We start from the raw sequence: 23,378 nt of genomic DNA on the forward strand, positions 1-23,378 counted from the left end.
GAGCCAGGAACCGTTGCGATCAGCTGAGCTGATCGTGGCCGCCAGGAGAACGCGGAAGGGCCCCGCGACCTGACGGTCGCGGGGCCCTCCTGCGCTACGGCGTTCAGCCGCGCCAGTCGTACTCCTCCAGGCGCACGGCCTCGCCGGTGCCCTGACCGAAGACGTCCGGGCTGTAGTACTGCCCGTCGTCGTAGCCGGCCATGGTGTACACCGCGGCGCGGGCCTCCTCGGTCGGCTCGACCGTGATGTTCCGGTAGCGGCTGATGCCCGTACCCGCCGGGATCAGCTTGCCGATGATCACGTTCTCCTTGAGCCCGAGCAGGCTGTCGCTCTTGCCCTGGATCGCGGCGTCGGTGAGCACCTTGGTCGTCTCCTGGAAGGAGGCGGCCGACAGCCACGACTCGGTCGCGAGCGAGGCCTTGGTGATGCCCATGAGCACCGGGCGGGCCGAGGCCGGCTCGCCGCCCTCGGCGACGACGCGGCGGTTCTCGGTCTCGAACAGCGTCCGCTCGACCAGCGCACCGGGCAGGAACTCCGTCGCGCCCGAGTCGATGATGGTCACCCGCTTGAGCATCTGCCGGATGATCACCTCGATGTGCTTGTCGTGGATCGACACGCCCTGGCTGCGGTAGACCTCCTGGACCTCGCGGACCAGGTGCAGCTGCACCTCGCGCGGGCCCATGATCCGCAGCACCTCGTGCGGGTCCACAGCTCCCTCGGTGAGCTGCTCGCCGACCTCGACGTGCGCGCCGTCCTCGACCCGCAGCCGCGACCGGCGCGACAGCTTGTCGTAGACGACCTCGTCGGAGCCGTCGTCCGGGGTGATGGTCAGCTTGCGGAACTGCTCGCCGTCCTCGATGCGGACCGTGCCGGCCAGCTCGGCGATCGGGGCCTTGCCCTTGGGGACGCGGGCCTCGAAGAGCTCCACCACACGCGGCAGACCGTGGGTGATGTCCTCACCCGCGACACCACCGGTGTGGAAGGTGCGCATCGTCAGCTGGGTGCCGGGCTCACCGATCGACTGGGCGGCGATGATGCCGACCGCCTCGCCGACGTCCACCAGCTTGCCGGTCGCGAGCGACCGGCCGTAGCAGGTGGCGCAGGTGCCGAGCAGCGACTCGCAGGTCAGGACGCAGCGCACCTTGACCTCGGCGACCTGGTTGTCGATGAGCTGCCCGATCAGGACGTCGCCCAGGTCGGCGCCGGCCTCGGCGATGACCGTGCCGTCCTCGGCCACCACGTCGGCGGCCAGGGAGCGGGCGTAGACGCTCGTCTCGACGTGCGCGTCACGGGTGACCCGGCCGTCGACGACGGTGCCGATCGGCATGATGACACCGCGCTCGGTGCCGCAGTCCTCCTCGCGGATGATGACGTCCTGCGAGACGTCGACCAGCCGGCGGGTCAGGTAACCGGAGTCCGCGGTGCGCAGCGCCGTGTCGGCCAGACCCTTGCGGGCACCGTGCGTGGAGATGAAGTACTCCAGCACGGACAGACCCTCCCGGAAGTTGGCCTTGATCGGCCGCGGGATGATCTCGCCCTTCGGGTTGGCCACCAGGCCGCGCATGCCGGCGATCTGGCTGATCTGCATCATGTTGCCTCGGGCGCCCGAGTTGACCATGACCCAGACCGGGTTGGTGGTCGGGAAGTTGTCCACCATCGCCTGGCTGACCTCGGCCCGCGCGCGGGTCCAGATCTCGATGAGCTCCCCACGACGCTCGGCGTCGGTGATGACGCCGCGCTCGTACTGGCGCTCGATCTTGCGCGCCTCCTCCTCGTGCCGGTCGAGGATCTCCTGCTTGGCCGGCGGGGTCACCACGTCGTCGATGGCGATCGTGATGCCCGCGCGGGTGGCCCAGTGGAACCCGGCCGCCTTGAGGGCGTCGAGGGTCGCGGCGACCTGCACCTTGGGGTAGCGCTCGGCGAGGTCGTTGACGATCGCCACGAGCTCCTTCTTCGGCACCTGGTAGTTGACGAAGCGGTAGTCCTCGGGCAGGGCCTCGTTGAACAGCACCCGGCCCAGGCTGGTCAGCACCGTGGCGGGACCGCCCGGCGTCCAGTCCTCCGGCTGCTCCCACGGCTCGTTGACCGCGCCGTTGTCGACGCCGAACACCTCGTCGAGGCGGATGTGGGCCCGCTCCTGCAGCCCCAGCGCCCCGGCGTCGTAGGCCATGACCGCCTCGGCGGCCGACGAGAACGCGCGCGGCTCCCCGCCGTCGGCCTCCTCGCGGCTGGCCACCAGGGTGGTCAGGTGGTACAGGCCCAGCACCATGTCCTGGGTCGGCGCGGTGATCGGACGACCGTCGGCCGGGCTCAGGATGTTGTTGCTCGACAGCATGAGGATGCGGGCCTCGGCCTGCGCCTCGGCCGAGAGCGGCAGGTGCACGGCCATCTGGTCACCGTCGAAGTCCGCGTTGAACGCGGTGCAGACGAGCGGGTGGATCTGGATGGCCTTGCCCTCGACCAGCTGCGGCTCGAAGGCCTGGATGCCGAGGCGGTGCAGCGTCGGCGCCCGGTTGAGCAGCACCGGGTGCTCGGTGATGACCTCCTCCAGCACGTCCCACACGACCGGACGCGCGCGCTCGACCATCCGCTTGGCGGACTTGATGTTCTGCGCGTGGTTGAGGTCGACCAGCCGCTTCATGACGAACGGCTTGAACAGCTCCAGCGCCATCTGCTTGGGCAGACCGCACTGGTGCAGCTTCAGCTGCGGGCCGACGACGATGACCGACCGGCCGGAGTAGTCGACGCGCTTGCCGAGCAGGTTCTGCCGGAACCGGCCCTGCTTGCCCTTGAGCAGGTCGGACAGCGACTTCAGCGGGCGGTTGCCCGGGCCGGTGACCGGCCGGCCGCGGCGGCCGTTGTCGAACAGCGCGTCCACGGACTCCTGGAGCATCCGCTTCTCGTTGTTCACGATGATCTCGGGCGCGCCGAGGTCCAGCAGCCGCTTGAGCCGGTTGTTCCGGTTGATGACCCGGCGGTACAGGTCGTTCATGTCGCTGGTCGCGAAGCGGCCGCCGTCGAGCTGCACCATCGGGCGCAGGTCCGGCGGGATGACTGGGACGCAGTCCAGCACCATGCCCATGGGCGAGTTGCGGGTCTGCAGGAACGCCGCGACGACCTTGAGCCGCTTGAGCGCGCGCAGCTTGCGCTGGCCCTTGCCGGTGCGGATGGTCTCGCGCAGCGAGGCCGCCTCGGCGTCGAGGTCGAAGTCGGCGAGCAGCTTCTGCAGCGCCGCGGCACCCATGCCGCCCTCGAAGTACTCCCCGAACCGGTCGCGCAGCTCCCGGTAGAGGCCCTCGTCGGCGATGAGCTGCTTGACCTCGAGCTTGCGGAAGGTGTCGAGCACCTCCTCGAGGCGGTCGATCTCCCGCTGGGCGCGGTCGCGCAGCTGGCGCATCTCGCGCTCGCCGCCCTCGCGCACCTTGCGGCGCACGTCGGACTTGGCGCCCTCGGCCTCGAGCTCGGCCAGGTCGGCCTCCAGCTTCTGCTGGCGGGCCTCGACGTCGGCGTCGCGACGGGACTCGAGGTTGTGCTTCTCCGCGCTGATCTCGGCCTCGATCGTCGGGAGGTCGCGGTGGCGCGACTCGTCGTCGACCGTGGTGATCAGGTAGGCGGCGAAGTAGATGATCTTCTCGAGGTCCTTGGGCGCCAGGTCGAGCAGGTAGCCCAGGCGCGAGGGGACGCCCTTGAAGAACCAGATGTGGGTGACCGGCGCGGCCAGCTCGATGTGGCCCATCCGCTCACGACGCACCTTGGCGCGGGTCACCTCGACGCCGCAGCGCTCGCAGATGATGCCCTTGAAGCGGACGCGCTTGTACTTGCCGCAGTAGCACTCCCAGTCCCGGGTGGGACCGAAGATCTTCTCGCAGAAGAGGCCGTCCTTCTCCGGACGGAGCGTGCGGTAGTTGATGGTCTCGGGCTTCTTCACCTCACCGTGCGACCACTGGCGGATGTCGTCGCCGGTGGCCAGACCGATGCGGAGCTCGTCGAAGAAGTTGACGTCGAGCAAAGTGATGACCCCTTTCAGGGGCTAGTTCTCTGTCTTGACCAAGTGGGGTGGCCGGCCGGCCCCGGGTACCCGGGGCCGGCCGGCGGAGGATCACACGTCTTCGACGGAAGACGGCTCGCGGCGGGACAGGTCGATGCCCAGCTCCTCCGCGGCCCGGAAGACCTCGTCGTCGGTGTCGCGCAGCTCGATCGCCTGCCCGTCGCCGGAGAGGACCTCGACGTTCAGGCAGAGCGACTGCAGCTCCTTGAGCAACACCTTGAACGACTCGGGGATGCCCGGCTCGGGGATGTTCTCGCCCTTGACGATCGCCTCGTAGACCTTGACGCGACCGAGGATGTCGTCGGACTTGATGGTCAGCAGCTCCTGCAGCGCGTAGGCCGCGCCGTAGGCCTGCATCGCCCAGCACTCCATCTCACCGAAGCGCTGGCCACCGAACTGCGCCTTACCACCCAGCGGCTGCTGCGTGATCATCGAGTAGGGGCCGGTGGACCGGGCGTGGATCTTGTCGTCGACCAGGTGCAGCAGCTTCAGGATGTAGACGTAGCCCACCGAGATCGGCTCGGGGAAGGGCTCCCCGGAGCGGCCGTCGAACAGCCGCGCCTTGCCGGTCTCCTTGACCATCCGCTCGCCGTCGCGGTTGGGGATCGTCGAGCCGAGCAGGCCGACGATCTCCTCCTCCTTGGCGCCGTCGAACACCGGGGTCGCGGTCCGCGTGCCGGGGGCGGCGGAGTGCGCGGTCACCGGGAGGTTCTTCGCCCAGTCGGGGTCGCCCTCGACCTGCCAGCCGGACTTGGCGACCCACCCGAGGTGGGTCTCCAGCACCTGGCCGACGTTCATGCGGCCGGGCACGCCGAGCGGGTTCAGGACGATATCGACGGGGGTGCCGTCCTCGAGGAACGGCATGTCCTCCTGCGGCAGGATCTTCGAGATGACGCCCTTGTTGCCGTGGCGGCCGGCGAGCTTGTCGCCGTCGGAGATCTTGCGCATCTGGGCGACGTAGACCCGGATCAGCTCGTTGACGCCGGCGGGCAGCTCGTCGCCGTCCTCGCGGGAGAACACGCGGACGCCGATGACCTTGCCGGACTCACCGTGCTTGACCTTGAGCGACGTGTCGCGGACCTCGCGGGCCTTCTCACCGAAGATCGCCCGGAGCAGCCGCTCCTCGGGGGTCAGCTCGGTCTCGCCCTTGGGCGTGACCTTGCCGACGAGGATGTCGCCGGGGACGACCTCGGCACCGATGCGGATGATGCCGCGCTCGTCGAGGTCGGCGAGGACCTCCTCGGAGACGTTCGGGATGTCCCGGGTGATCTCCTCGGCGCCGAGCTTGGTGTCGCGGGCGTCGACCTCGAACTCCTCGATGTGGATCGAGGACAGGACGTCGTCCTGCACGAGGCGCTGCGACAGGATGATCGCGTCCTCGTAGTTGTGGCCCTCCCACGGCATGAAGGCGACGAGCAGGTTCTTGCCCAGCGCCATCTCGCCCTGGTCGGTGCACGGCCCGTCGGCGATGACCTGGCCGACCTCGACCCGCTGGCCCTCCTCGACGACCGGGGACTGGTTGATCGAGGTGCCCTGGTTCGAGCGGCGGAACTTCAGCAGCCGGTAGGTCTGCCGGGTGCCGTCGTCGGCCATGACGGTGACGTAGTCGGCGGTGGAGTCCTCGACCACACCGGCCTTCTCGGCCACCACGACGTCGCCGGCGTCGACCGCGGCGCGCAGCTCCATGCCGGTGCCGACCAGCGGCGCCTCGGAACGGAGCAGCGGCACGGCCTGGCGCTGCATGTTCGCGCCCATGAGCGCGCGGTTGGCGTCGTCGTGCTCGAGGAACGGGATCATCGCCGTCGCGACCGAGGTCATCTGCCGCGGCGAGACGTCCATGTAGTCGACGTTCTCCGGGGCGAGGTAGTCGACCTCACCGCCCTTGGTGCGGACCAGGACGCGGTCCTCGGCGAAGCGGCCCTGGGCGTCCAGCGGCGAGTTCGCCTGGGCGACGACGAAGCGGTCCTCCTCGTCGGCGGTCAGGTAGTCGATCCGGTCGGTGACGACGCCGTTCTCGACCCGGCGGTACGGGGTCTCGATGAAGCCGAAGGCGTTGACCCGGCCGAAGGCCGACAGCGAGCCGATCAGGCCGATGTTCGGGCCTTCCGGCGTCTCGATCGGGCACATCCGGCCGTAGTGGCTCGGGTGCACGTCGCGGACCTCCATGCCGGCCCGCTCACGGGACAGACCACCCGGGCCCAGCGCCGACAGGCGGCGCTTGTGGGTCAGGCCCGCGAGCGGGTTGGTCTGGTCCATGAACTGGGACAGCTGGCTGGTGCCGAAGAACTCCTTGATGGAGGCGACGACCGGCCGGATGTTGATCAGGGTCTGCGGCGTGATCGCCTCGACGTCCTGGGTGGTCATCCGCTCGCGGACGACGCGCTCCATGCGGGAGAGGCCGACCCGGATCTGATTCTGGATCAGCTCGCCGACGGTGCGCAGGCGCCGGTTGCCGAAGTGGTCGATGTCGTCGACGCCGTGGTCGGGCTCGCCGGCGTGCAGCCGCACGACGTACTCGATGGTGGCGACGATGTCGTCCTCGGTCAGCGTCAGGGTGCTCTGCGGCACCTCGACACCGAGCTTCTTGTTCACCTTGTAGCGGCCGACCTTCGCCAGGTCGTAGCGCTTCGGGTTGAAGAAGAGGTTCTCCAGCAGCGCCTGGGCGCTCTCCCGCGTCGGCGGCTCGCCCGGCCGCAGCTTGCGGTAGATGTCCAGCAGCGCCTCGTCCTGCCCGGCGATGTGGTCCTTCTCGAGGGTGGCGAGGACCGTGGGCGACCACTGGAAGTGCTCGCGGATGCGGTCCTCGGTCCAGCCGAGGGCCTTGAGCAGCACGGTGACCGGCTGGCGGCGCTTGCGGTCGATGCGGACGCCGACGGTGTCCCGCTTGTCGACGTCGAACTCCAGCCACGCACCGCGGCTGGGGATGACCTTGGCGCTGAAGACGTCCTTGTCCGACGTCTTGTCCAGGGCCTTGTCGAAGTAGACGCCCGGGCTGCGGACGAGCTGCGAGACGACGACGCGCTCGGTCCCGTTGATGACGAACGTGCCCTTGTTCGTCATGATCGGGAAGTCGCCCATGAACACCGTCTGGCTCTTGATCTCGCCGGTGGTGTTGTTCATGAACTCGGCGGTGACGAACAGCGGCGCCGCGTAGGTCATGTCCTTGTCCTTGCACTCCTCGAGCGACGCCTTGACGTCCTCGAAGCGCGGGTTGGAGAAGGACAGCGACATCGAGCCGCTGAAGTCCTCGATCGGGCTGATCTCCTCGAGGATCTCGGCCAGGCCGCCGACGGCGCCGGCCTGCTCCTCGGGCGAGAGGGTGGCCCGCCACTCCGGGCTGCCGATGAGCCAGTCGAAGGAGGCGGTCTGCAGCGCCAGCAGATCGGGCACCTCGAGGGGCTCGTGGATCTTGGCGAAGGAGACCCGGAGCGGAGCGCCGGGGATCTTCTGCAGGTCGGTCTCACCGGTGTGCGTACCGGACTGAGGGACCTCGGGGTCATGCTGGGTGGTGCCGGACTCGGTGGTGCTGGGGTTGATGCTGGTGGGGCGAGAGCCTGCCAAGATGCGTCCTTCCAAGGACTCACGACGTGCGGCCGGTGGGTGCGGGATTTCGTCCTGGGTCGAAAGTCGGTAACGGCGGGGCTGTCCGCGTCCGTCCTGCACCAGGGGGTCATCCGGGGGTCCGGGAAGGATCCCGGGCACCACATGTGACCCGTCAGTAGCGGGCAGGCAGTCAGGGGGCAGCGCAACAGGAGACCCTACCCCTGCTGGCGCACGCTGTCCACGTCGGGGGGCCGGCACGCGACGAGCGCCACACCCGGAACGACAGCGGATCCGCCGAGCAGGGGCTCGCCGGGCCGTTCGTGGGAGCCATGATGCCAGGCTCGGGCCCGCTTGGGCACTGCCACGCCGCTACTTGTTGGTTGCTCCGCCGCCCGCCCCGCCGCGTCAGCTGGTGGTCAGGACCGTCAGCTCGCTGATCTTCCAGTCCCCGTCGACGCGGACGACGTGCACCTGGACGGTCTGCGTGCACGCCTGCGCGCCCTCCGGCGTGACCTCGCACTCCGAGCCGTCGGGCGCCGGCTGGTCCCCGCTGTTGACGGACTTGACCACGTACCGGCCGAACACGACCAGGGTGGCCGCGTCCTGCGCGTCGTTGATCTGCTGCAGCCCGACGTCGAGCACCTCGTAGCTGGTGGTCGCCGAGACCTGCTCGTAGGTGTCGATGATCCCGCCCTGCGACAGGTCGGTCCGGTACTGGTCGCGCAGGTCGCCGGTGAGGACGTCGAGCTTGCGCTGCACGCTGCCCTCGGAGTCGCGGTAGTCGAAGGCGTAGATCGCCTCGATGCCGTCACGGGTGGCGTCGAGCACCGTGGCGGAGACGTAGCGCGGCGAGGTGCGCTGCCAGTAAAGGTAGCCGGCACCGGCGGCCGCGAGCAGGCACAGGACGGCGAGGACGAGGGCCAGCGCCCGGCCACCGCCCCGCCGCGGCTGCTCGGCCGCGCCCGCGGAGCGCGCCGTTCGCCGGGCGGCGGGCTTCGGGGCCCGCATCGGCGCCTTCTCGTCGGCGCGGGCCGGGGCCGGCCGGGCCGGGCGGGTGCGCGGCATCGGCACCGCGCGGGACGCCGCGTCGTCCCGGTCCCGCCGGCTGCCGGCCACCCGCGGGCGGGGGCTGGGGCGGACGGCGGCGCCGGGCCGGGGCCGCGGAGTCGGGCGGGGGCGCTCGTCGGGGGTCTCGGGCACGTCCCTCACCGCCCCGTCAGCCCGGAGAGCAGCCAGCGGCCGTCGACGTCGGTCAGCTCGGCCTGGATCCGGTAGCGGATCACCTGGGCCTGCTCGTCGGCGTTGGTCTTCTGGGTCGACTGGATCACCAGCAGCACCGTCCCGTGCTCCGCGTCGGCCCGGGTGACTGCGGCGCCGACGACCTCGGTCTGCACGACCGCCTCGGTGTCGGTCAGCTGCTGCCGGTTGTCGTCGAGCTGGGCGACCGCCTCGTCACGCAGGTCACCGGTGGTGATCCGGCGGGCCTGCTCGATGTCCTCGTCGAGGGTCACGTAGTCGAACGAGGTCAGGTCGACCACCTCGGAGCGGGCGGCCTGCAGCACGTCGACGTAGTCCCCGGTGGTGATGGACGACGGCGCGGGCCGGGTGGCCCACAGCCACCCCGCGGCGCCAAGCAGCAGCACGAGCAGCACGGCCAGCACGGGGACCAGCGGGAAGGAGATCCGGGCGCGGCGGTCCTCTCCGGCCGGCTCCTCCGCCGGATCGTCGTCGGCACCCCGCCGGCGGCGCAGCACCACCGGCTCGACGTCCGGGATCCGCTCGTCCACGGCGCCGGGGACGGCGTCGTCCTCGGCCAGCGCGCGCCCGCGCGCTTCGCTCGTCACCTCTGTCATCCTCTCGGTCGTTTCCTGCACCCGGCCTGCCCGTTCGGCCACGATCACCCGATCGAGCGGGAGAAGGGGGTGGCGGACAAGATCCCGCCGAGGACGTCGTCGACGATCCCGGTGACCACCTCGCCGCCCTGGGCGAGCCCGCCCTGCGGGCCGGGCGAGCCCACGCCGCCGCTGCGGCCGATGTTCTGCTCGCCTCGGATGTCGGAGCCCGACTCGTCCACCCCGTCACCCGGGTTCGGGTCGGCCCCGTTCACCACCGCGCAGCGCACCCCGTCGGTGTCCACGCTCGAGACGGCGCCCGGGCTCGGGGTCTGCCCCGTGGAGACGTAGCCGCTGGTGCACGCCCGCGGGTCGCCGGCGTTGAGGACGAACCCGAAGTGCGCCCGCATGGTGCCGCCGTCGTTGCGGACCACGCTGAAGCCACCGGAGACGGCGTCGGGGTAGGTGACCAGCATCTGCTCGACGCCGTCCAGCCGGGGGATGGTGACCCCGTTGAGGATGTCGAGGTTGCGCACGAGCGAGCCCAGGCCCGGGCCGGCGTTGTCGACCAGCTCCTGCAGGGCGTCGCCGGCGTCCGGCGCGTTGACCACCAGGGTGCGCAGGTCGGGGTCCATCTCCACCAGCGTGTCCGACACCAGGCGCAGGTTCGCCGCCCAGTCCTGGATCGCCGAGCGGCTGGCCACCTGCGTCTCGAGCACGGTCTGCCCGTCGGTGATCAGCTGCAGGGTCTGCGGCAGCGACTGCTCGGCGCGGGCCAGCAGCAGGTCGCCGTTGTCGATCAGCCGGCCGAGGTCGTCGCCGGCCCCGGCGAAGGCCTTGCCGAGCTCGTCGACCACGGTCCGCAGGTCCTCGACGTCCAGCGAGCCGACGAGCTGGTCGACGTCGAGCAGCAGCTGCTCCACCGGGATCGGGATGGCGGTCCGGCTCTGCGGGATGACCGAGCCGTCCGCGAGGAACGGCCCGTCGTCGTCGTCCGGGCGCAGGTCGACGTACTGCTCCCCCACCGCGCTGCGGTTGGCCACGACCGCCCGCGCGTCGGCCGGGATGGGCGTGCTGTCCGGCTCGATGGTCAGCGTCACGCGGACGCCGTCGTCGGTGAGCTGCATGTCCGTGACCCGGCCGACGGAGACGCCGCGGTAGGTGACCTCGGCGTTGACGAAGATGCCGCCGGAGTCCGCGAAGTCCGCCGCGACGTCGTAGCCGGTGCCGAGCAGCACGCGGTCCAGGCCGACGTAGTTGAAGCCGAGGTAGGCCATACCGAGGACGGCGAGGGCGAGGAAGGCGACCAGCTTGAGCTTGGTCCCGCGGGTGATCACGGCGTGCCTCCCGGGATGCCCGGCAGGCCCGGGAGCCCGGTCGCGCCGCCAGCGGCACCCCCGACGACGCTGCCCACGAGATCGGCCGGCAGCCCGGGCAGGCTGAGCGCGGTCGCGGTGGTGGGGGTCCGCGGCTGGTTGCCCGGCGGGGAGCCGACCTGGCCGCAGGTGTCGCCGACCAGCTCCTGCGGCTCGATCTTCAATGCGCCGGTGACGGGGTCGACGGCGTAGCGGCAGAGGATCTCGCGCAGGTCGATGTTCAGCGTCGCGGTCATGTTGGTGAACAGGCCGTAGCCGCCGGTGCGCGAGTCGGGCCGGTAGTTCAGCGCGGACAGCGAGCTCGCGGGGAACGGATAGGTCAGCAGCAGATCCAGCGAGCCCGTCAGGTCGGAGCCGGCCGCGGCCAGCTGGCTCAGGATCGGCTGGAGCAGCTGAAGGTCCTGCACGGTGTCCTGCCCGGCCTGGTTGATGATCCGGGTCCCGACGTCGCCGAGGCGGGCCAGGCTGTCGAGCATCGACACCAGCAGGTCCTCCTGCTGGTTGAGCACGTCCAGCCCGGGGCCGATCGTGTCGAGCGCGGTCTCGATCGTGCCGGTGCGCTCGGCCAGGCTCGCCGCGAGCGCGTTGACGCTGTCCAGCGCCCGGCCGATCTCGGCGCGCTGGTCGTCCAGGCCGCCGATGAACGTGTCGAGCTGGTCGAGCGTGTCCTTCAGCTCGTCCTCCCGGCCCTGCATGGCGTCGCCGAGCTCGTGGGTGATCGTCTGCAGCTGGGCCAGGCCGCCGCCGTTGAGCACCAGCGACAGTGCGCCGAGCAGCTCCTCGACCTCGACGTTGCGGTTGGTCCGGTCCAGGGTGATCAGCGACCCGTCCTCGAGCCGCCCCCGCGCGGGCTCGCTGCCCGGCGCGGCCAGCTCCACGTACTTCTCCCCCAGCAGCGAGGACTGACCGATCATCGCCACCGCGTTGGCCGGCAGGTCGACGTCCCCGTTGACGGTGACGGTGACGACCGCCGTCCAGTCGTCGGACAGCTCGATGTCGGTGACCCGGCCGACCGGGACGTCGGCGACGCGGACGCCGGACTGCGGCACCAGGTCCAGGACGTCGGCGAACTGGATCTGCACCGTGTACGGCTGGTCCCCCACGTCGGCGCCGCCGGGCAGGCTGAAGGAGTACGCGCCGCGGAACCCGCAGCCGGAGAGCAGCAGCAGCCCGGCCGCGAGCGCGCTCACGCGGCGGTTCACGACCGGCCTCCCACCGCGGGCAGCCCCGGGAGCCGGCTGCCGGCCGTGGCGGCACCGCTGCCCCCGCCGAAGACCGAGGTCAGCAGCTCCTGCAGGTCGGACACCCCGTTGCCGTCGAGGTCGTCGAGCACGCCGTTCGCGTCGGCGTCCCCGGAGAGCAGCCGGGCGCAGATCCGCTCCGTCGGCGGCAGGCCGAGCACCTGCAGGGGATCGTCCAGGTCCAGCCCGGCCGGCAGTTCCAGCCGGTTCGCCTGCGCGAGGATCTGGCAGACGATCACGTCGGCGTTCGTGGAGCCGAGCGAGTTGTCGCGGGTGTCGAGGGTCCCGTAGTCGGGGTTGTAGGCGTGCGCCAGGTTGCCCAGGGCCGCGGGCGCGACGTCGAGCACCTCGGCCAGCGCCTGCCGCTGCTGCACCAGGGTCAGCGTCACGTCGGCGAGCTTGTCGACGTTGCCGGTGAGCAGCGCGGTGTTGTCCCGCACGAAGTCGGCGACGTCCCCCAGGGCCTGGGTCAGCAGATCGACGGCCCGGGCGAGGTCCTCCCGCTCGCCGGCGAGCTGGTCGGCCACCCCGGCGAGGTTGTCGTTGAACTGGCGCACCTGGGTGTCGACCGTGGCCAGCGCCGTCGTGAACGTCTGCAGGTTGTCGAGGGAGGAGAACAGGTCGTCGCGGTTCTCGGCCAGGGTGCGCACCGCCTGCGAGAAGCCGGTCAGCGTGGAGTTGAGTGCAGCACCGTTGCCGTCGAGGTTGGCCGCGCCCGTGTCGATCAGGTCCGAGAGCGCGCCGTCCTCGTTGGCGCCGGTCGGGCCGAGCGCCGCGGACAGGTCGTCCAGGGCGCCGTAGACCTCGTCCAGCTCGACCGGGGTGGCGGTGCGCTCGAGCGGGACCGTGGCGCCGTCGGCCATCGTGGCGCCGCCGTCGTAGACCGGCGCGAACTGCACGTACCGGTCGGACACCAGCGACGGCGCGAGGATCACCGCGTCGGCCTCGGCCGGGATGTCGTAGTCGTCCTCGATCTCCATGTCCACGCGCACCCGGCCGCCCTGGGGGACGACGGCGGTGATCGTGCCGACCGGGATGCCGAGGATGCGCACGTCGGAGCCCTCGTACAGGCCCACCGCCTGGTCGAAGTACGCCGTCACCCGGTACGAGCCCACCGGGCGCAGCACCGTCCAGCCGATCGCGGCGAGCAGGACGACGGCGGAGGCGATCGCGATGCCCCGCTGCAGGGTGCCGGTCATCAGTTGCCCCCCGTGCCGCAGCCGACCGGCACCGGGGTCTGCGCCGCGCCGCCGCAGACGGCCGAGCCCAGCACGCCGGGGATCAGGTTCTCGACGAAGCTGTCGAACCAGCGTCCGTTGCCGAGGGTGTTGGTGAAGACGCGGACGAACGGGGCCAGGTTGGCCACCGTCTGCCCCAGCGCCGCGCGGTTGCGGGACAGGATGTCGGTGACCGTCGACAGCTGCTGCAGGGCCGGCGTGAGCACCGCCCGGTTGTCGGCGACCAGGCCGGAGAGCTGGGTGGCCAGCTCCTGGGTGTGGGTGAGGATCGCGTCGATCAGTGCCCGGCGCTCCTGCACCTCCTGCAGCAGCGTGTTCGAGTCGACGATCAGCTTCGTGAACTCGCCGTTGCGGTCGGCGAGCACCTGGGTGACCCGCGACGTGGCGGCCAGCAGGTCGCGCAGCTGCTGATCGCGGGAGGCGATCGTGTCCGACAGCCGGGACAGCCCCGCGAGCGACGTGCGCACCTCGTCGGGGGTGTCGGCGAAGGTCTGCGAGAGCACCTCGAAGGAGCCGGCCAGCTGGGCGGTGTCGATCTGGTCGATCGTCGTCGACAGGTCGGCGAAGGCCTCGACGACGTCGTAGGGCGAGGCCGTGCGCTCCAGCGGGATCGGCTGGTCCGGGTCGAGCGCCGACGCGCCGCGCGGCACCAGCGCGAGGTACTTGGCACCGAGCACCGTCTCGATCTTGATGGCCGCCTCGGAGCGGTCGCCGACGAAGGCGTCCTTGACCCGGAACTCGACCATGACCGCGCCGTGCTCCAGCGACAGGCCCTCGACCTTGCCGACCTTGACGCCGGCGACGCGGACCGGGTCGTCGGGCTGCAGCCCGGCGGCCTCGGAGAACTGGGCCCGGTAGACCGTGCCGCCACCGATGAGCGGCAGCGACTGCGCGTTGAACGCGAGCAGCACCAGCGCCGCGATCACGCTCAGGCTGATCGCCCCGATGACCACGGGGTTGCGGTCGCGGAACGGCGTGGATCGACGAGCCATCAGCCGCACCCCGCCTCTCCACTGTTCAGGCCGCCGGCCGGCACGGTGATCCCGTTGGTCGTGTCCGGCCCGGTGCCCGGCAGGACGACGAAGCCCGAGGCGCCGCACATGAAGAAGTTGAACCAGCTGCCGTTGACCGCGGTGCGGGTGATCAGGTCGATCTTGGTGGGCGCCAGCTGGAGGAAGCCCTCCAGCACGTCGCCGGAGTCGGCGACGTTGCCGGCGAGGGCGCCGAGCTGCTCGATGTCGGCGGTCAGCGGCGGGCGGGCCCGGACCAGCAGCCCGGCCGTGGTGTCGGCGAGGGTGTCGATGGTCTGCAGCGAGTCGAAGATCGCGTCCTTGTCCGCCGCCAGGCCGGTGACGAACTGCTGCAGGCTCACGATCAGGTCCGACAGCTGCTGGTCGCGCGCCGCGACGCTGCCCAGCACGGTGGTCAGGTTGTCGATGACGCTGCCGATCACCGCGTCCTTGTCGGCCAGGGACGACGACAGCGACGCGACGTGCGACAGCAGGCTCTGCACCGTGCCGCCCTCGCCCTGGAACACCTGGATGATCTCGAACGAGAGGCGGTTGACGTCGGCCGGCGAGAGCGCCTGGAACAGCGGCCGGAAGCCGCCGAACAGGGTGGTCAGGTCCAGCGCCGGATGGGTGCGGCCCACGGGGATGACCGCGCCCTCCCGCAGGTTCCGCCCCGCCGATCCCTGGCCCTCGGTGAGCGCGACGTAGCGCTGGCCGACCAGGTTCCGGTAGCGGATGGTGGCCTCCACCGCGGCGGGCAGCGGCACGTCCTCCGCCACCTCGAGCTCCACCTCGGCGGCCGGGTCGTCCGTACCCTCGGCCAGCCCGATCCCGGTGACCTGCCCGACGCGGACGCCGGCGATGCGGACCTCGTCACCCTCGACCAGGCCGGCGACGTCGGTGAACTGGGCGCGGTAGGTCAGCTGGTCTCCGTAGCCGGCGTTGGTGATCGTCGTGACGAGCACGTAGCTGGCCAGCACGGTGACCAGCGCGAAGACCGCCAGCTTGGTCAGCGGCCCGGCAAGTCCTCTCACTGGAGCACCACCTGCGTCCCCCGCAGCAGCGGCGCCAGCGTGGTGGCGGAGAGGTCCGAGACCTCGCCCGGGGCGAGCCCGGTCTGGTAGCCGAGGATGTTCTTCACGAAGTCCAGTTCCGCGGTGGAGCCCGCCAGCGCGAGGCCCACCGACCGGCCGGCGGCCGGGTTGGGGTCGCCCGCGCCCGCCGGGACGTCGTCCGGCCCGGAGCCGCCGAGGCAGCGCGGGTTGCCGGACGTGGGGCTGTCGGCGGAGTCCACGCCGTCGGCCGGTGGCGTCGGGCAGTAGTACTCGCCCTGCGCGGCCGCCGCGATGAGCGCGTCGACGTCGTCGAGGCCCTGGCAGTCGGGCCCGGACCGGTCGGCGTAGGCGGGCTGGTCCCCGGGCACGTACGGGTTGCGCGGCGGCAGGGTCACCGAGATGTTCAGGTTCAGCGCCGGGTCGCCGTCCCCGCCGAAGGCCTCGGTGATCATCGGGTCGAACCGGGCCAGCCCGTTCAGCAGGCACGGGTACTCCGGCGAGTACTTCGCGAAGACGCCGAGCACCGGCAGCGAGGTCGCGGCCAGCGAGATCAGGTTCGGCTCGTTGCTCTCCAGGAACTGCGCCGCCGTGGTCGCCGAGCGGCCGCCGACCGTGAAGGTGCGCCGCAGCTGCTCGGCCTGGTCGACGATCGTCGTGTTGGTGACGGCCAGGTCGTCCAGGACGGCGAGCAGGTCGTCGGCGGCCGAGTCGTAGGTGTCGGCGACGTCGGCCATGCCGGAGATGTCGGCCTGCAGCTGCGGCAGCACGGTGTTGACCTGGCCCACGTAGCTGCCGGCGGTCGCCAGGTTCTCCCCCAGCGAGTCACCGCGGCCGCGCAGCGCGTCGGCGACCGCGCCGAGGGTGTAGGAGAGGTCCTGCGGCGGCACCGCCTGCAGCAGCGGCAGCAGGTCGTCGATGACCCGCTGCAGCTCGATGGCGTTCTCGGTGCGGTCCTGGCCGATGACGTCGCCGTCGGCCAGCGGCCGGGACGACGGGTTCTCCGGCGGGACCAGGCTGACGAAGCGCTCGCCGAACAAGGTCTTGGGCAGCAGCCGCGCGGTCACGTCGGCCGGGATCTGCGCGAGGTGCTCCGGCGCGATGGCCAGCTCGATGGTGGCGCCGTCCAGGTCGGCCCGGACGTCGCGCACCTCGCCGACGATGACCCCGCGCACCTTGACGTCCGAGGCCTCCTGCAGCTGGTTGCCGGCCGTGTCCGCCTGCAGCGTCACGGTGGCGACGTCGGTGAACGCCTTGCCGTAGATCGCCACGGACAGCCCGAGGAGGGCCGCGAGGACGACGAGGAACGCCACGCCCTGCAGCCGGCGGCGGACGGTCATGGCCCGCGTCGACGTCATCGCCGGCTCACCCCGCGATCCGCACGGTGGTGGTGGAGCCCCAGATGGCCAGGGACAGGAACAGGTCGATCACGTTCACCGCGACGATCGAGAAGCGCACCGCCCGGCCGACCGCGAGGCCGACGCCCGCCGGCCCGCCGCTGGCCCGGTAGCCGTAGTAGCAGTGGGTCAGGATGATCACGACCGAGAAGACCAGCACCTTGACGAACGACCACAGCACGTCCTGCGGGGGCAGGAAGAGGTTGAAGTAGTGGTCGTAGGTCCCCGCCGACTGGCCGTAGGCCTGGGTCGCGATCGTGCGGGTGGCGAAGTAGCTGGTCAGCAGTCCCAGGACGTAGAGCGGGACGACGGCGATGAAGCCGGCGACGATGCGCGTCGTCACCAGGAACGGCAGCGAGGGCACGCCCATGACCTCGAGGGCGTCGATCTCCTCGTTGATCCGCATGGCCCCGATCTGCGCGGTGAAGCCGCAGCCGACCGTGGCCGACAGCGCGAGGCCCGCGACCAGCGGCGCGATCTCGCGGGTGTTGAAGTACGCCGAGAGGAACCCGGTGAACGCCGAGGTGCCGAGCTGGTCGAGGGCGGCGTAGCCCTGCAGCCCGACCTCGGTGCCGGTGAAGAAGGACAGGAACGCGATGACGCCGACCGTGCCGCCGATGACCGCGAGCGCGCCGGTGCCGAAGGTGACCTCGGCCAGCAGCCGCACGGTCTCCTTCTTGTAGCGGCGCAGCGTGCGCGGCGTCCACGCCAGGGCCCGGCCGTAGAAGCTCAGCTGGTCGCCCAGGTCCTCGAGGGAGGCCAGCGGCGTGCGGTAGACCCGCTTGAGCCGGCGGAGCCGGACCCGCAGCCGGTCCGTGGGCGACAGAAGGGCCATCACTGCCCCTTCGGCGGCACGAGCTGGAAGTAGATCGCCGTGATCACGAAGTTGACCGCGAACAGCAGCAGGAACGTGATGACGACGGACTGGTTGACCGCGTCGCCGACGCCCTTGGGGCCGCCGCCGGCCCGCAGCCCCTTGTAGGCGGCGACGATCGCGGCGATCGCCCCGAAGATCAGCGCCTTGATCTCCCCGGTCCAGAAGTCCGCGACCTGGGCCAGCGCGCTGAACGACGCCAGGTAGGCGCCGGGCGTGCCGCCCTGGAGGATGACGTTGAAGAAGTAGCCGCCGGCGACGCCCACGACGCTGACCAGGCCGTTGAGCAGGACGGCGACGATCATCGCGCCGAGCACCCGCGGCACGACGAGGCGCTGGATCGGGCTGATGCCCAGCACCTCCATGGCGTCGATCTCGTCGCGGATCTTGCGGGCGCCCAGGTCGGCGCAGATCGCCGAGCCCCCGGCTCCGGCGATGAGCAGCGCGGTGACGATCGGGCTGGCCTCGCGCAGCACCGCCAGGACCGCCGCCGACCCGGTGAACGACTGCGCGCCCAGCTGCCGCGTCAGGGAGCCCAGCTGCAGGGCGATGACCGCGCCGAACGGGATGGCGACCAGCGCCGTCGGCAGGATCGTCACACTGGCGACGAACCAGGTCTGCTGCACGAACTCGCGCAGCTGGAACGGCCGCCGCGGCAGCGCCCGGAGGGTGTCGAGGGCGAAGGCGAACAGGTTGCCGCTGGCCGCCAGCGGCCGCGTCGGCGAGAACCTGCCGTCGAACAGGCCGGGGGCCTTGGGCTTGCCGGTGGCCGTCATTCCTCGCCTCGCGGGCGGGCCCACCACCGGGTGCCGACGGCGGCCGGCTCGGGCTCGGGGACGGCGTCGGGCTCGGGCTCGGGCGCCCAGTGCCGTCCGCGGGAGCCCTGCGCGGGCAGGAAGCTGCCGGCGTCGACGTGCGCGAGCAGGTCGACGGGCAGCGAGGTGCGGATCGCCTCGGCGGTGTCCTCGTCGAACTCGTGCAGCATCCGGGCCACGCGCTCCTGGCGGCGCCGCTGCGCCTGGCGCTCCGGCAGCCCGGGCGAGGGATCCAGCTGCGGCGGGACGGCGTCCCCGCCGGTCGCGCCCTTGGGACCGACGCCGTTGTGCGCGTCGCCGCCCCGGGCTTCCAGCGCCGCCATCTCCGCCTCGACCTGGGCGACGTCCTTCTCCTCGCTCATGCCGATCGGGCCCTCGCGCCGGCCGTTGAGGAACTGCCGCACGACCGGCTCCTGGCTGGTGAGCAGCTGCTCGCGCGGGCCGAACATGACCAGGTTCCGGCGGAAGAGCAGGCCGAGGTTGTCGGGCACCGTGCGGGCGGTGCCGATGTCGTGGGTGACGATGAGGAAGGTCGCGTCGATCTGGGCGTTGAGGTCGACGATCAGCTGGTTGAGATAGGCGACGCGGACCGGGTCGAGGCCGGAGTCCGGCTCGTCGAACAGGATGATCTCGGGGTCCAGGACCAGGGCCCGGGCCAGGCCGGCGCGCTTGCGCATGCCGCCGGAGATCTCCCCAGGCAGCTTCCCCTCGGCGCCCTGGAGACCGACCATCTCCATCTTCTCCAGGACGATGCCGCGGATCTCCGTCTCGCTCTTCCTCGTGTGCTCGCGCAGCGGGAAGGCGATGTTGTCGAAGAGGTTCATCGAGCCGAACAGCGCGCCGTCCTGGAACAGCACCCCGAACAGCTTCCGGATCTCGTAGAGGTCGTGCTCGCCGGCCCGCACGATGTCGGTGCCGTCGATGACGATCGAGCCCTGCTCGGGCTTGAGCAGGCCGACCAGCGACTTGAGGAACACCGACTTGCCGGTGCCCGACGGGCCGAGCAGGACGGAGATCTCACCGGGCGGCAGGGTGAGCGTGACGTCGCTCCAGATGTTCTGGCTGCCGAAGGACTTGGTCAGTCCCCGGACCTCGACCGCGACGCCCACGTTGCCCCTCCCGCTCCGGCTGCACCGCCGGTTCCGGCGCCTGACCTCTACTCGTCAGTAACGACCGCTCATCGTGGGGGTTACGCAGGTCACCCTGCAAATCGGAACCGTCACCCAGCCGAGCGACACGCCTGAACGCCGCAGGGGCCGCCCTCCGGGTGGAGGACGGCCCCTGCGGGACGTGCGGTGGTACTAGCCGGCGTTCACCGGCTGGACCGGCCCCGCTGCAGGGTCCCGCGCCGAGCGTGGGGTGCAGCGGGGTCCATCACTTGACGGTGACGGTGGCGCCGGCGCCCTCGAGGGCGGCCTTGGCCTTCTCGGCGGCGTCCTTGGCGACCTTCTCCAGAACCGGCTTCGGCGCGCCGTCGACCAGGTCCTTGGCCTCCTTGAGGCCGAGCGAGGTCAGGCCGCGCACCTCCTTGATGACCTGGATCTTCTTGTCGCCGGCGCTCTCGAGGATGACGTCGAACTCGTCCTGCTCGGCGGCGGCCTCCTCGCCACCGCCACCGCCGCCACCGGCGGCGGGAGCGGCCGCGACGGCGACCGGGGCAGCAGCGGTGACCTCGAAGGTCTCCTCGAACTGCTTCACGAAGTCGGACAGCTCGAGCAGCGTCATCTCCTTGAACGCGTCGAGCAGCTCCGTGGTGGACAGCTTGGCCATGGTTCTCTCCTTCTGGGTCAGTCGGTGCTGGCCGCGTCGTCGGCGGCAGCGGAGTCGGTGTCGGGGGTGGTGTCAGCAGCGGCGTCGGCGGCGGGAGCCTCGGCGGCCGGGGCGGCCTCCGCGGGCTTCTTCTCCTGCAGCGCGGCGGCCAGGCGGGCGACCTGCGACAGCGGGGCCTGGAACAGCCCGGCGGCCTTGGTCAGGTTGCCCTTCATCGCGCCGGCGAGCTTGGCGAGGAGCACCTCACGGCTCTCGACGTCGGCGAGGCGGGTGACCTCGCGGGCATCGACCGTGCGGCCCTCGACCACGCCGCCCTTGACGACGAGCAGCGGGTGGGCGCGCGCGAAGTCGCGGATGGCCTTGGCGGCGTTGACCGGGTCGCCCTCGATGAAGGCGATGGCGGTCGGGCCGGTGAGCAGCGGGGCGAGGTCGGCGTAGCCGACCTCCTCCGCCGCCCGCTTCGTCAGGGTGTTCTTGACGACGGCGTAGCTGCTGCCCTCACCGAGGGAGCGGCGCAGCTGGGTCAGCTGGGCCACGGTCAGCCCGCGGTACTCGGTGAGCACGGCCGCGCTGGACTTCTGGAACCGCTCGGTGATCTCGTCGATCACGGCGGCCTTGGCCTGCGTGGGCATGGGCCTCCTCTCGTCGGTCGGGCGACCACCGGAGGAAGCGCGAGAGCGGGTGATCGGCCCCCGGAGACGAGGAACGCCCCGGCGCAGGACGCACGGGGCGAGGGACGGGCGCACGGCGCCCGTCGATCGAACCGTCCTCCTGCGCGGGCCGCCCGGAGCTCCGGGACCTTCGATCACACGCGGACGTGCGACGACCAGCGGTCTTGGGGGGAACGTCGACAAGGGTACACGCGTCCGGCGGCGGTCCGGCGGCCGGCCAGGGGACGCACACACGCCAGTGGCCCCCTCCCGCGAGGGGAGAGGGCCACTGGCGCGCGTCGGTCAGGCGGACGGCTCGTCCACCGTCAGGTTGCGGGTGCGGTTCGGGTCGACCGGGATGCCCGGGCCCATCGTCGTGGAGATGGTGACCTTCTTCAGGTACCGGCCCTTCGCCGCGGCCGGCTTGGCCCGCAGGACCTCGTCGAGGGCGGCGGCGTAGTTCTCGACCAGCTTGGTCTCGGGGAACGACGTCTTGCCGATGACCAGGTGCAGGTTCGCCTGCTTGTCGACGCGGAAGTTGATCTTCCCGCCCTTGATGTCGTTGACGGCCTTGGCGACGTCCGGGGTCACCGTGCCGGTCTTCGGGTTCGGCATCAGGCCGCGCGGACCGAGGATGCGCGCGATCCGGCCGACCTTGGCCATCTGGTCGGGGGTCGCGATCGCGGCGTCGAAGTCCAGGAACCCGCCCTGGATGCGCTCGATCAGGTCGTCCGAGCCGACGACGTCGGCGCCGGCGGACTCGGCCTCGGCGGCCTTGTCACCGGTCGCGAACACGATGACGCGGGCGGTCTTGCCGGTGCCGTGCGGCAGGTTCACCGTGCCGCGGACCATCTGGTCGGCCTTGCGCGGGTCGACGCCGAGCCGCATGGCCACCTCGACGGTGGCGTCGTAGGTGGTCGGCGACGTCTCCTTGGCCAGCGAGGCGGCCTGGAGCGGGGAGTACAGGTTGTCCCGGTCGACCTTCTCGGCCGCGGCGCGGAACTTCTTGCCGTGCTTCGCCATGGTGATTCCTCTCCCCCGGCTCAGGTGACCGGGAGTTCATGTGGTGCGCGGGCCTGGCGCGGCCCTCCCACAGGTGCTGGACCGGACCCGTCGGGGTCCGGGTGGTGCAACGCTCAGCCGGTGACGGTGATGCCCATCGACCGGGCGGTGCCGGCGATGATCTTCTCGGCCTGGTCGAGATCGTTGGCGTTGAGGTCGGCCATCTTGGTCTGCGCGATCTCGCGGACCTGGTCACGCGTCACGGTGGCGACCTTGGTCTTGTGCGGCTCGCCCGAGCCCTTCTCGACGCCGGCGGCCTTGAGCAGCATGCGCGCGGCCGGCGGGGTCTTGGTGACGAAGGTGAACGAGCGGTCCTCGTAGACCGAGATCTCGACCGGGATGACGTTGCCGCGCTGCGACTCGGTCGCGGCGTTGTACGCCTTGCAGAACTCCATGATGTTGACGCCGTGCTGGCCCAGCGCCGGACCCACGGGCGGCGCGGGGGTGGCCGCACCGGCGTTGATCTGGAGCTTGATGACCGCGGTCAACCGCTTCCTGGGGGGCATGACTTCCTTCTGGTGAGTGCTCTGAGACGCGTGCTGGGAACCGGGTCAGATCTTGCTGACCTGGTTGAACGAGAGCTCGACCGGCGTCTCCCGGCCGAAGATGGAGACGAGCACCTGCAGCTTCTGCTGCTCGGCGTTGATCTCGTTGATCGTCGCGGGCAGGGTCGCGAACGGCCCGTCCATGACGGTGACCGACTCGCCGACCTCGAACTCGACGACGGCGGTCGTGGTCGCGGCCGCGGCGGCGCCACCGGTGGTGGCGGCCTCGGCGGCCTTCGCGGCCTGCGGCGCGACCGCGGGGGCGAGGATCTTGACGACCTCCTCGATGGTCAGCGGCGAGGGGCGCGAGGTCGCGCCGACGAAGCCGGTGACCCCGGGGGTGTTGCGCACCGCGCCCCAGGACTCGTCGTTGAGCTCCATGCGGACCAGCAGGTAGCCCGGCAGGACCTTGCGGTTGACCTGCGCGCGCTTGCCGTTCTTGATCTCGGTGACCTCCTCGGTGGGCACCTCGATCTGATAGATGTAGTCCTCGACGTCCAGCGACTGGATCCGCGCCTCGAGGTTGGTCTTCACCTTGTTCTCGTAGCCGGCGTAGGAGTGCACGACGTACCAGTCGCCGGGCAGGATCCGCAGCTTCTTGCGCATCGCCTCGACGGGGTCGCCGTCCTCCTCCTCCACCTGACCGTCGTCGCTCGACGGGGCCGGCGCCACCAGCGGGTCGGTGACCAGGCTGTCGGGGTCGCCGCCCTCGATCTCCGGGGTCGCGTCGGCGACCTCGGTCGCGGTGTCGAGGTCGGCGGTGTCGCTGGAGCTCTCCGCCGTGCCGGGCTCACCGGCGTCGGTGTCGATGTCCACGGATCCGCGCACGTCGAACCGCGCGTCGTCGAGGTCGGTGGCCTCGACGGCGCTGTCGGTGTCGAAGGGCTCGCGGGGGTCGGTCACGGAGATCTCTTCCTTGTCTGGG

General features: G+C 71.1%; 18 protein-coding genes. All 18 read right to left on the reverse strand.

The features are described 5' to 3' along the window. Nucleotides 1–103: 103 nt before the first annotated feature. The 18 genes from AB3388_RS24040 to nusG all read right to left on the reverse strand — a co-directional run bounded on the left by AB3388_RS24040 (nt 104) and on the right by nusG (nt 23,356). On the reverse strand, nt 104–4,009 hold the full coding sequence (locus tag AB3388_RS24040; RefSeq protein ID WP_495407836.1) for a DNA-directed RNA polymerase subunit beta': 3,906 nt from the start codon (nt 4,007–4,009) through the stop codon (nt 104–106). A gap of 90 nt (nt 4,010–4,099) precedes the next feature. Then, entirely contained in the window at nt 4,100–7,609 is a 3,510-nt protein-coding gene (rpoB, locus tag AB3388_RS24045; protein WP_495407837.1) for a DNA-directed RNA polymerase subunit beta, read from the reverse strand. Between the two features lie 387 nt (nt 7,610–7,996). Beyond that, nucleotides 7,997–8,791 carry a hypothetical protein gene (locus tag AB3388_RS24050; protein WP_495407838.1) on the reverse strand — a complete coding sequence of 265 codons (795 nt, stop codon included), beginning with the start codon at nt 8,789–8,791 and terminating at the stop codon, nt 7,997–7,999. Between the two features lie 5 nt (nt 8,792–8,796). Beyond that, nucleotides 8,797–9,435: an Rv1363c family protein gene (locus AB3388_RS24055; protein WP_495407839.1), complete on the reverse strand. Its 639-nt coding sequence runs from the start codon at nt 9,433–9,435 to the stop codon at nt 8,797–8,799. A 53-nt stretch (nt 9,436–9,488) separates the two neighbouring features. Then, the gene (locus AB3388_RS24060) at nt 9,489–10,760 is read right to left on the reverse strand and encodes an MCE family protein (protein ID WP_495407840.1); all 1,272 of its coding nucleotides are present in this window, start codon (nt 10,758–10,760) and stop codon (nt 9,489–9,491) included. Next, the gene (locus AB3388_RS24065; RefSeq protein ID WP_495407841.1) at nt 10,757–12,001 is read right to left on the reverse strand and encodes an MCE family protein; all 1,245 of its coding nucleotides are present in this window, start codon (nt 11,999–12,001) and stop codon (nt 10,757–10,759) included. Before AB3388_RS24065 ends, AB3388_RS24060 begins: the two co-directional genes overlap by 4 nt. Further along, the gene (locus AB3388_RS24070; RefSeq protein WP_495407842.1) at nt 11,998–13,239 is read right to left on the reverse strand and encodes an MCE family protein; all 1,242 of its coding nucleotides are present in this window, start codon (nt 13,237–13,239) and stop codon (nt 11,998–12,000) included. The genes AB3388_RS24065 and AB3388_RS24070 overlap by 4 nt, the downstream gene beginning before the upstream one ends. Next, on the reverse strand, nt 13,239–14,270 hold the full coding sequence (locus AB3388_RS24075; RefSeq protein ID WP_495407843.1) for an MCE family protein: 1,032 nt from the start codon (nt 14,268–14,270) through the stop codon (nt 13,239–13,241). Before AB3388_RS24075 ends, AB3388_RS24070 begins: the two co-directional genes overlap by 1 nt. After that, a complete protein-coding gene (locus AB3388_RS24080) occupies nt 14,270–15,322 on the reverse strand; it encodes an MCE family protein (protein WP_495407844.1) in 1,053 nt (350 codons plus the stop codon). The genes AB3388_RS24075 and AB3388_RS24080 overlap by 1 nt, the downstream gene beginning before the upstream one ends. After that, entirely contained in the window at nt 15,319–16,698 is a 1,380-nt protein-coding gene (locus AB3388_RS24085; protein ID WP_495407845.1) for an MCE family protein, read from the reverse strand. The genes AB3388_RS24080 and AB3388_RS24085 overlap by 4 nt, the downstream gene beginning before the upstream one ends. Before the next feature lie 7 nt (nt 16,699–16,705). Then, on the reverse strand, nt 16,706–17,572 hold the full coding sequence (locus AB3388_RS24090; protein WP_495407846.1) for an MlaE family ABC transporter permease: 867 nt from the start codon (nt 17,570–17,572) through the stop codon (nt 16,706–16,708). Continuing rightward, nucleotides 17,572–18,387, reverse strand: a complete 816-nt coding sequence (locus tag AB3388_RS24095) for an MlaE family ABC transporter permease (protein ID WP_495407847.1) — start codon at nt 18,385–18,387, stop codon at nt 17,572–17,574. Before AB3388_RS24095 ends, AB3388_RS24090 begins: the two co-directional genes overlap by 1 nt. Continuing rightward, nucleotides 18,384–19,535, reverse strand: a complete 1,152-nt coding sequence (locus tag AB3388_RS24100) for an ABC transporter ATP-binding protein (protein ID WP_495407849.1) — start codon at nt 19,533–19,535, stop codon at nt 18,384–18,386. Before AB3388_RS24100 ends, AB3388_RS24095 begins: the two co-directional genes overlap by 4 nt. A 265-nt stretch (nt 19,536–19,800) precedes the next feature. Then, entirely contained in the window at nt 19,801–20,196 is a 396-nt protein-coding gene (gene rplL / locus AB3388_RS24105) for a 50S ribosomal protein L7/L12 (RefSeq protein ID WP_448626819.1), read from the reverse strand. A gap of 17 nt (nt 20,197–20,213) precedes the next feature. Further along, nucleotides 20,214–20,828 (reverse strand): 50S ribosomal protein L10, encoded by a 615-nt coding sequence (gene rplJ, locus AB3388_RS24110; protein WP_495407850.1) that lies wholly within the window; start codon nt 20,826–20,828, stop codon nt 20,214–20,216. A gap of 321 nt (nt 20,829–21,149) precedes the next feature. Next, entirely contained in the window at nt 21,150–21,869 is a 720-nt protein-coding gene (rplA, locus tag AB3388_RS24115; RefSeq protein ID WP_495407851.1) for a 50S ribosomal protein L1, read from the reverse strand. A 113-nt stretch (nt 21,870–21,982) separates the two neighbouring features. Further along, on the reverse strand, nt 21,983–22,414 hold the full coding sequence (rplK, locus tag AB3388_RS24120; protein WP_456540959.1) for a 50S ribosomal protein L11: 432 nt from the start codon (nt 22,412–22,414) through the stop codon (nt 21,983–21,985). Nucleotides 22,415–22,459: 45 nt separating this feature from the next. After that, nucleotides 22,460–23,356, reverse strand: coding sequence for a transcription termination/antitermination protein NusG (gene nusG, locus AB3388_RS24125; protein WP_495407852.1), 897 nt, complete (start codon nt 23,354–23,356; stop codon nt 22,460–22,462). Nucleotides 23,357–23,378 lie beyond the last annotated feature (22 nt).

This window comes from Geodermatophilus sp. SMS 5-13 (assembly GCF_059428245.1).

What these genes read in the sequence shown, in the direction of transcription:
- AB3388_RS24070 (WP_495407842.1), bottom strand. Translation starts at nt 13,239, where the DNA reads ATGACCGGCACCCTGCAGCGGGGCATCGCGATCGCCTCCGCCGTCGTC.
- AB3388_RS24075 (WP_495407843.1), bottom strand. Translation starts at nt 14,270, where the DNA reads ATGGCTCGTCGATCCACGCCGTTCCGCGACCGCAACCCCGTGGTCATC.
- AB3388_RS24085 (WP_495407845.1), bottom strand. Translation starts at nt 16,698, where the DNA reads ATGACGTCGACGCGGGCCATGACCGTCCGCCGCCGGCTGCAGGGCGTG.
- AB3388_RS24090 (WP_495407846.1), bottom strand. Translation starts at nt 17,572, where the DNA reads ATGGCCCTTCTGTCGCCCACGGACCGGCTGCGGGTCCGGCTCCGCCGG.
- AB3388_RS24095 (WP_495407847.1), bottom strand. Translation starts at nt 18,387, where the DNA reads ATGACGGCCACCGGCAAGCCCAAGGCCCCCGGCCTGTTCGACGGCAGG.
- rplL (WP_448626819.1), bottom strand. Translation starts at nt 20,196, where the DNA reads ATGGCCAAGCTGTCCACCACGGAGCTGCTCGACGCGTTCAAGGAGATG.
- rplJ (WP_495407850.1), bottom strand. Translation starts at nt 20,828, where the DNA reads ATGCCCACGCAGGCCAAGGCCGCCGTGATCGACGAGATCACCGAGCGG.
- rplA (WP_495407851.1), bottom strand. Translation starts at nt 21,869, where the DNA reads ATGGCGAAGCACGGCAAGAAGTTCCGCGCCGCGGCCGAGAAGGTCGAC.
- rplK (WP_456540959.1), bottom strand. Translation starts at nt 22,414, where the DNA reads ATGCCCCCCAGGAAGCGGTTGACCGCGGTCATCAAGCTCCAGATCAAC.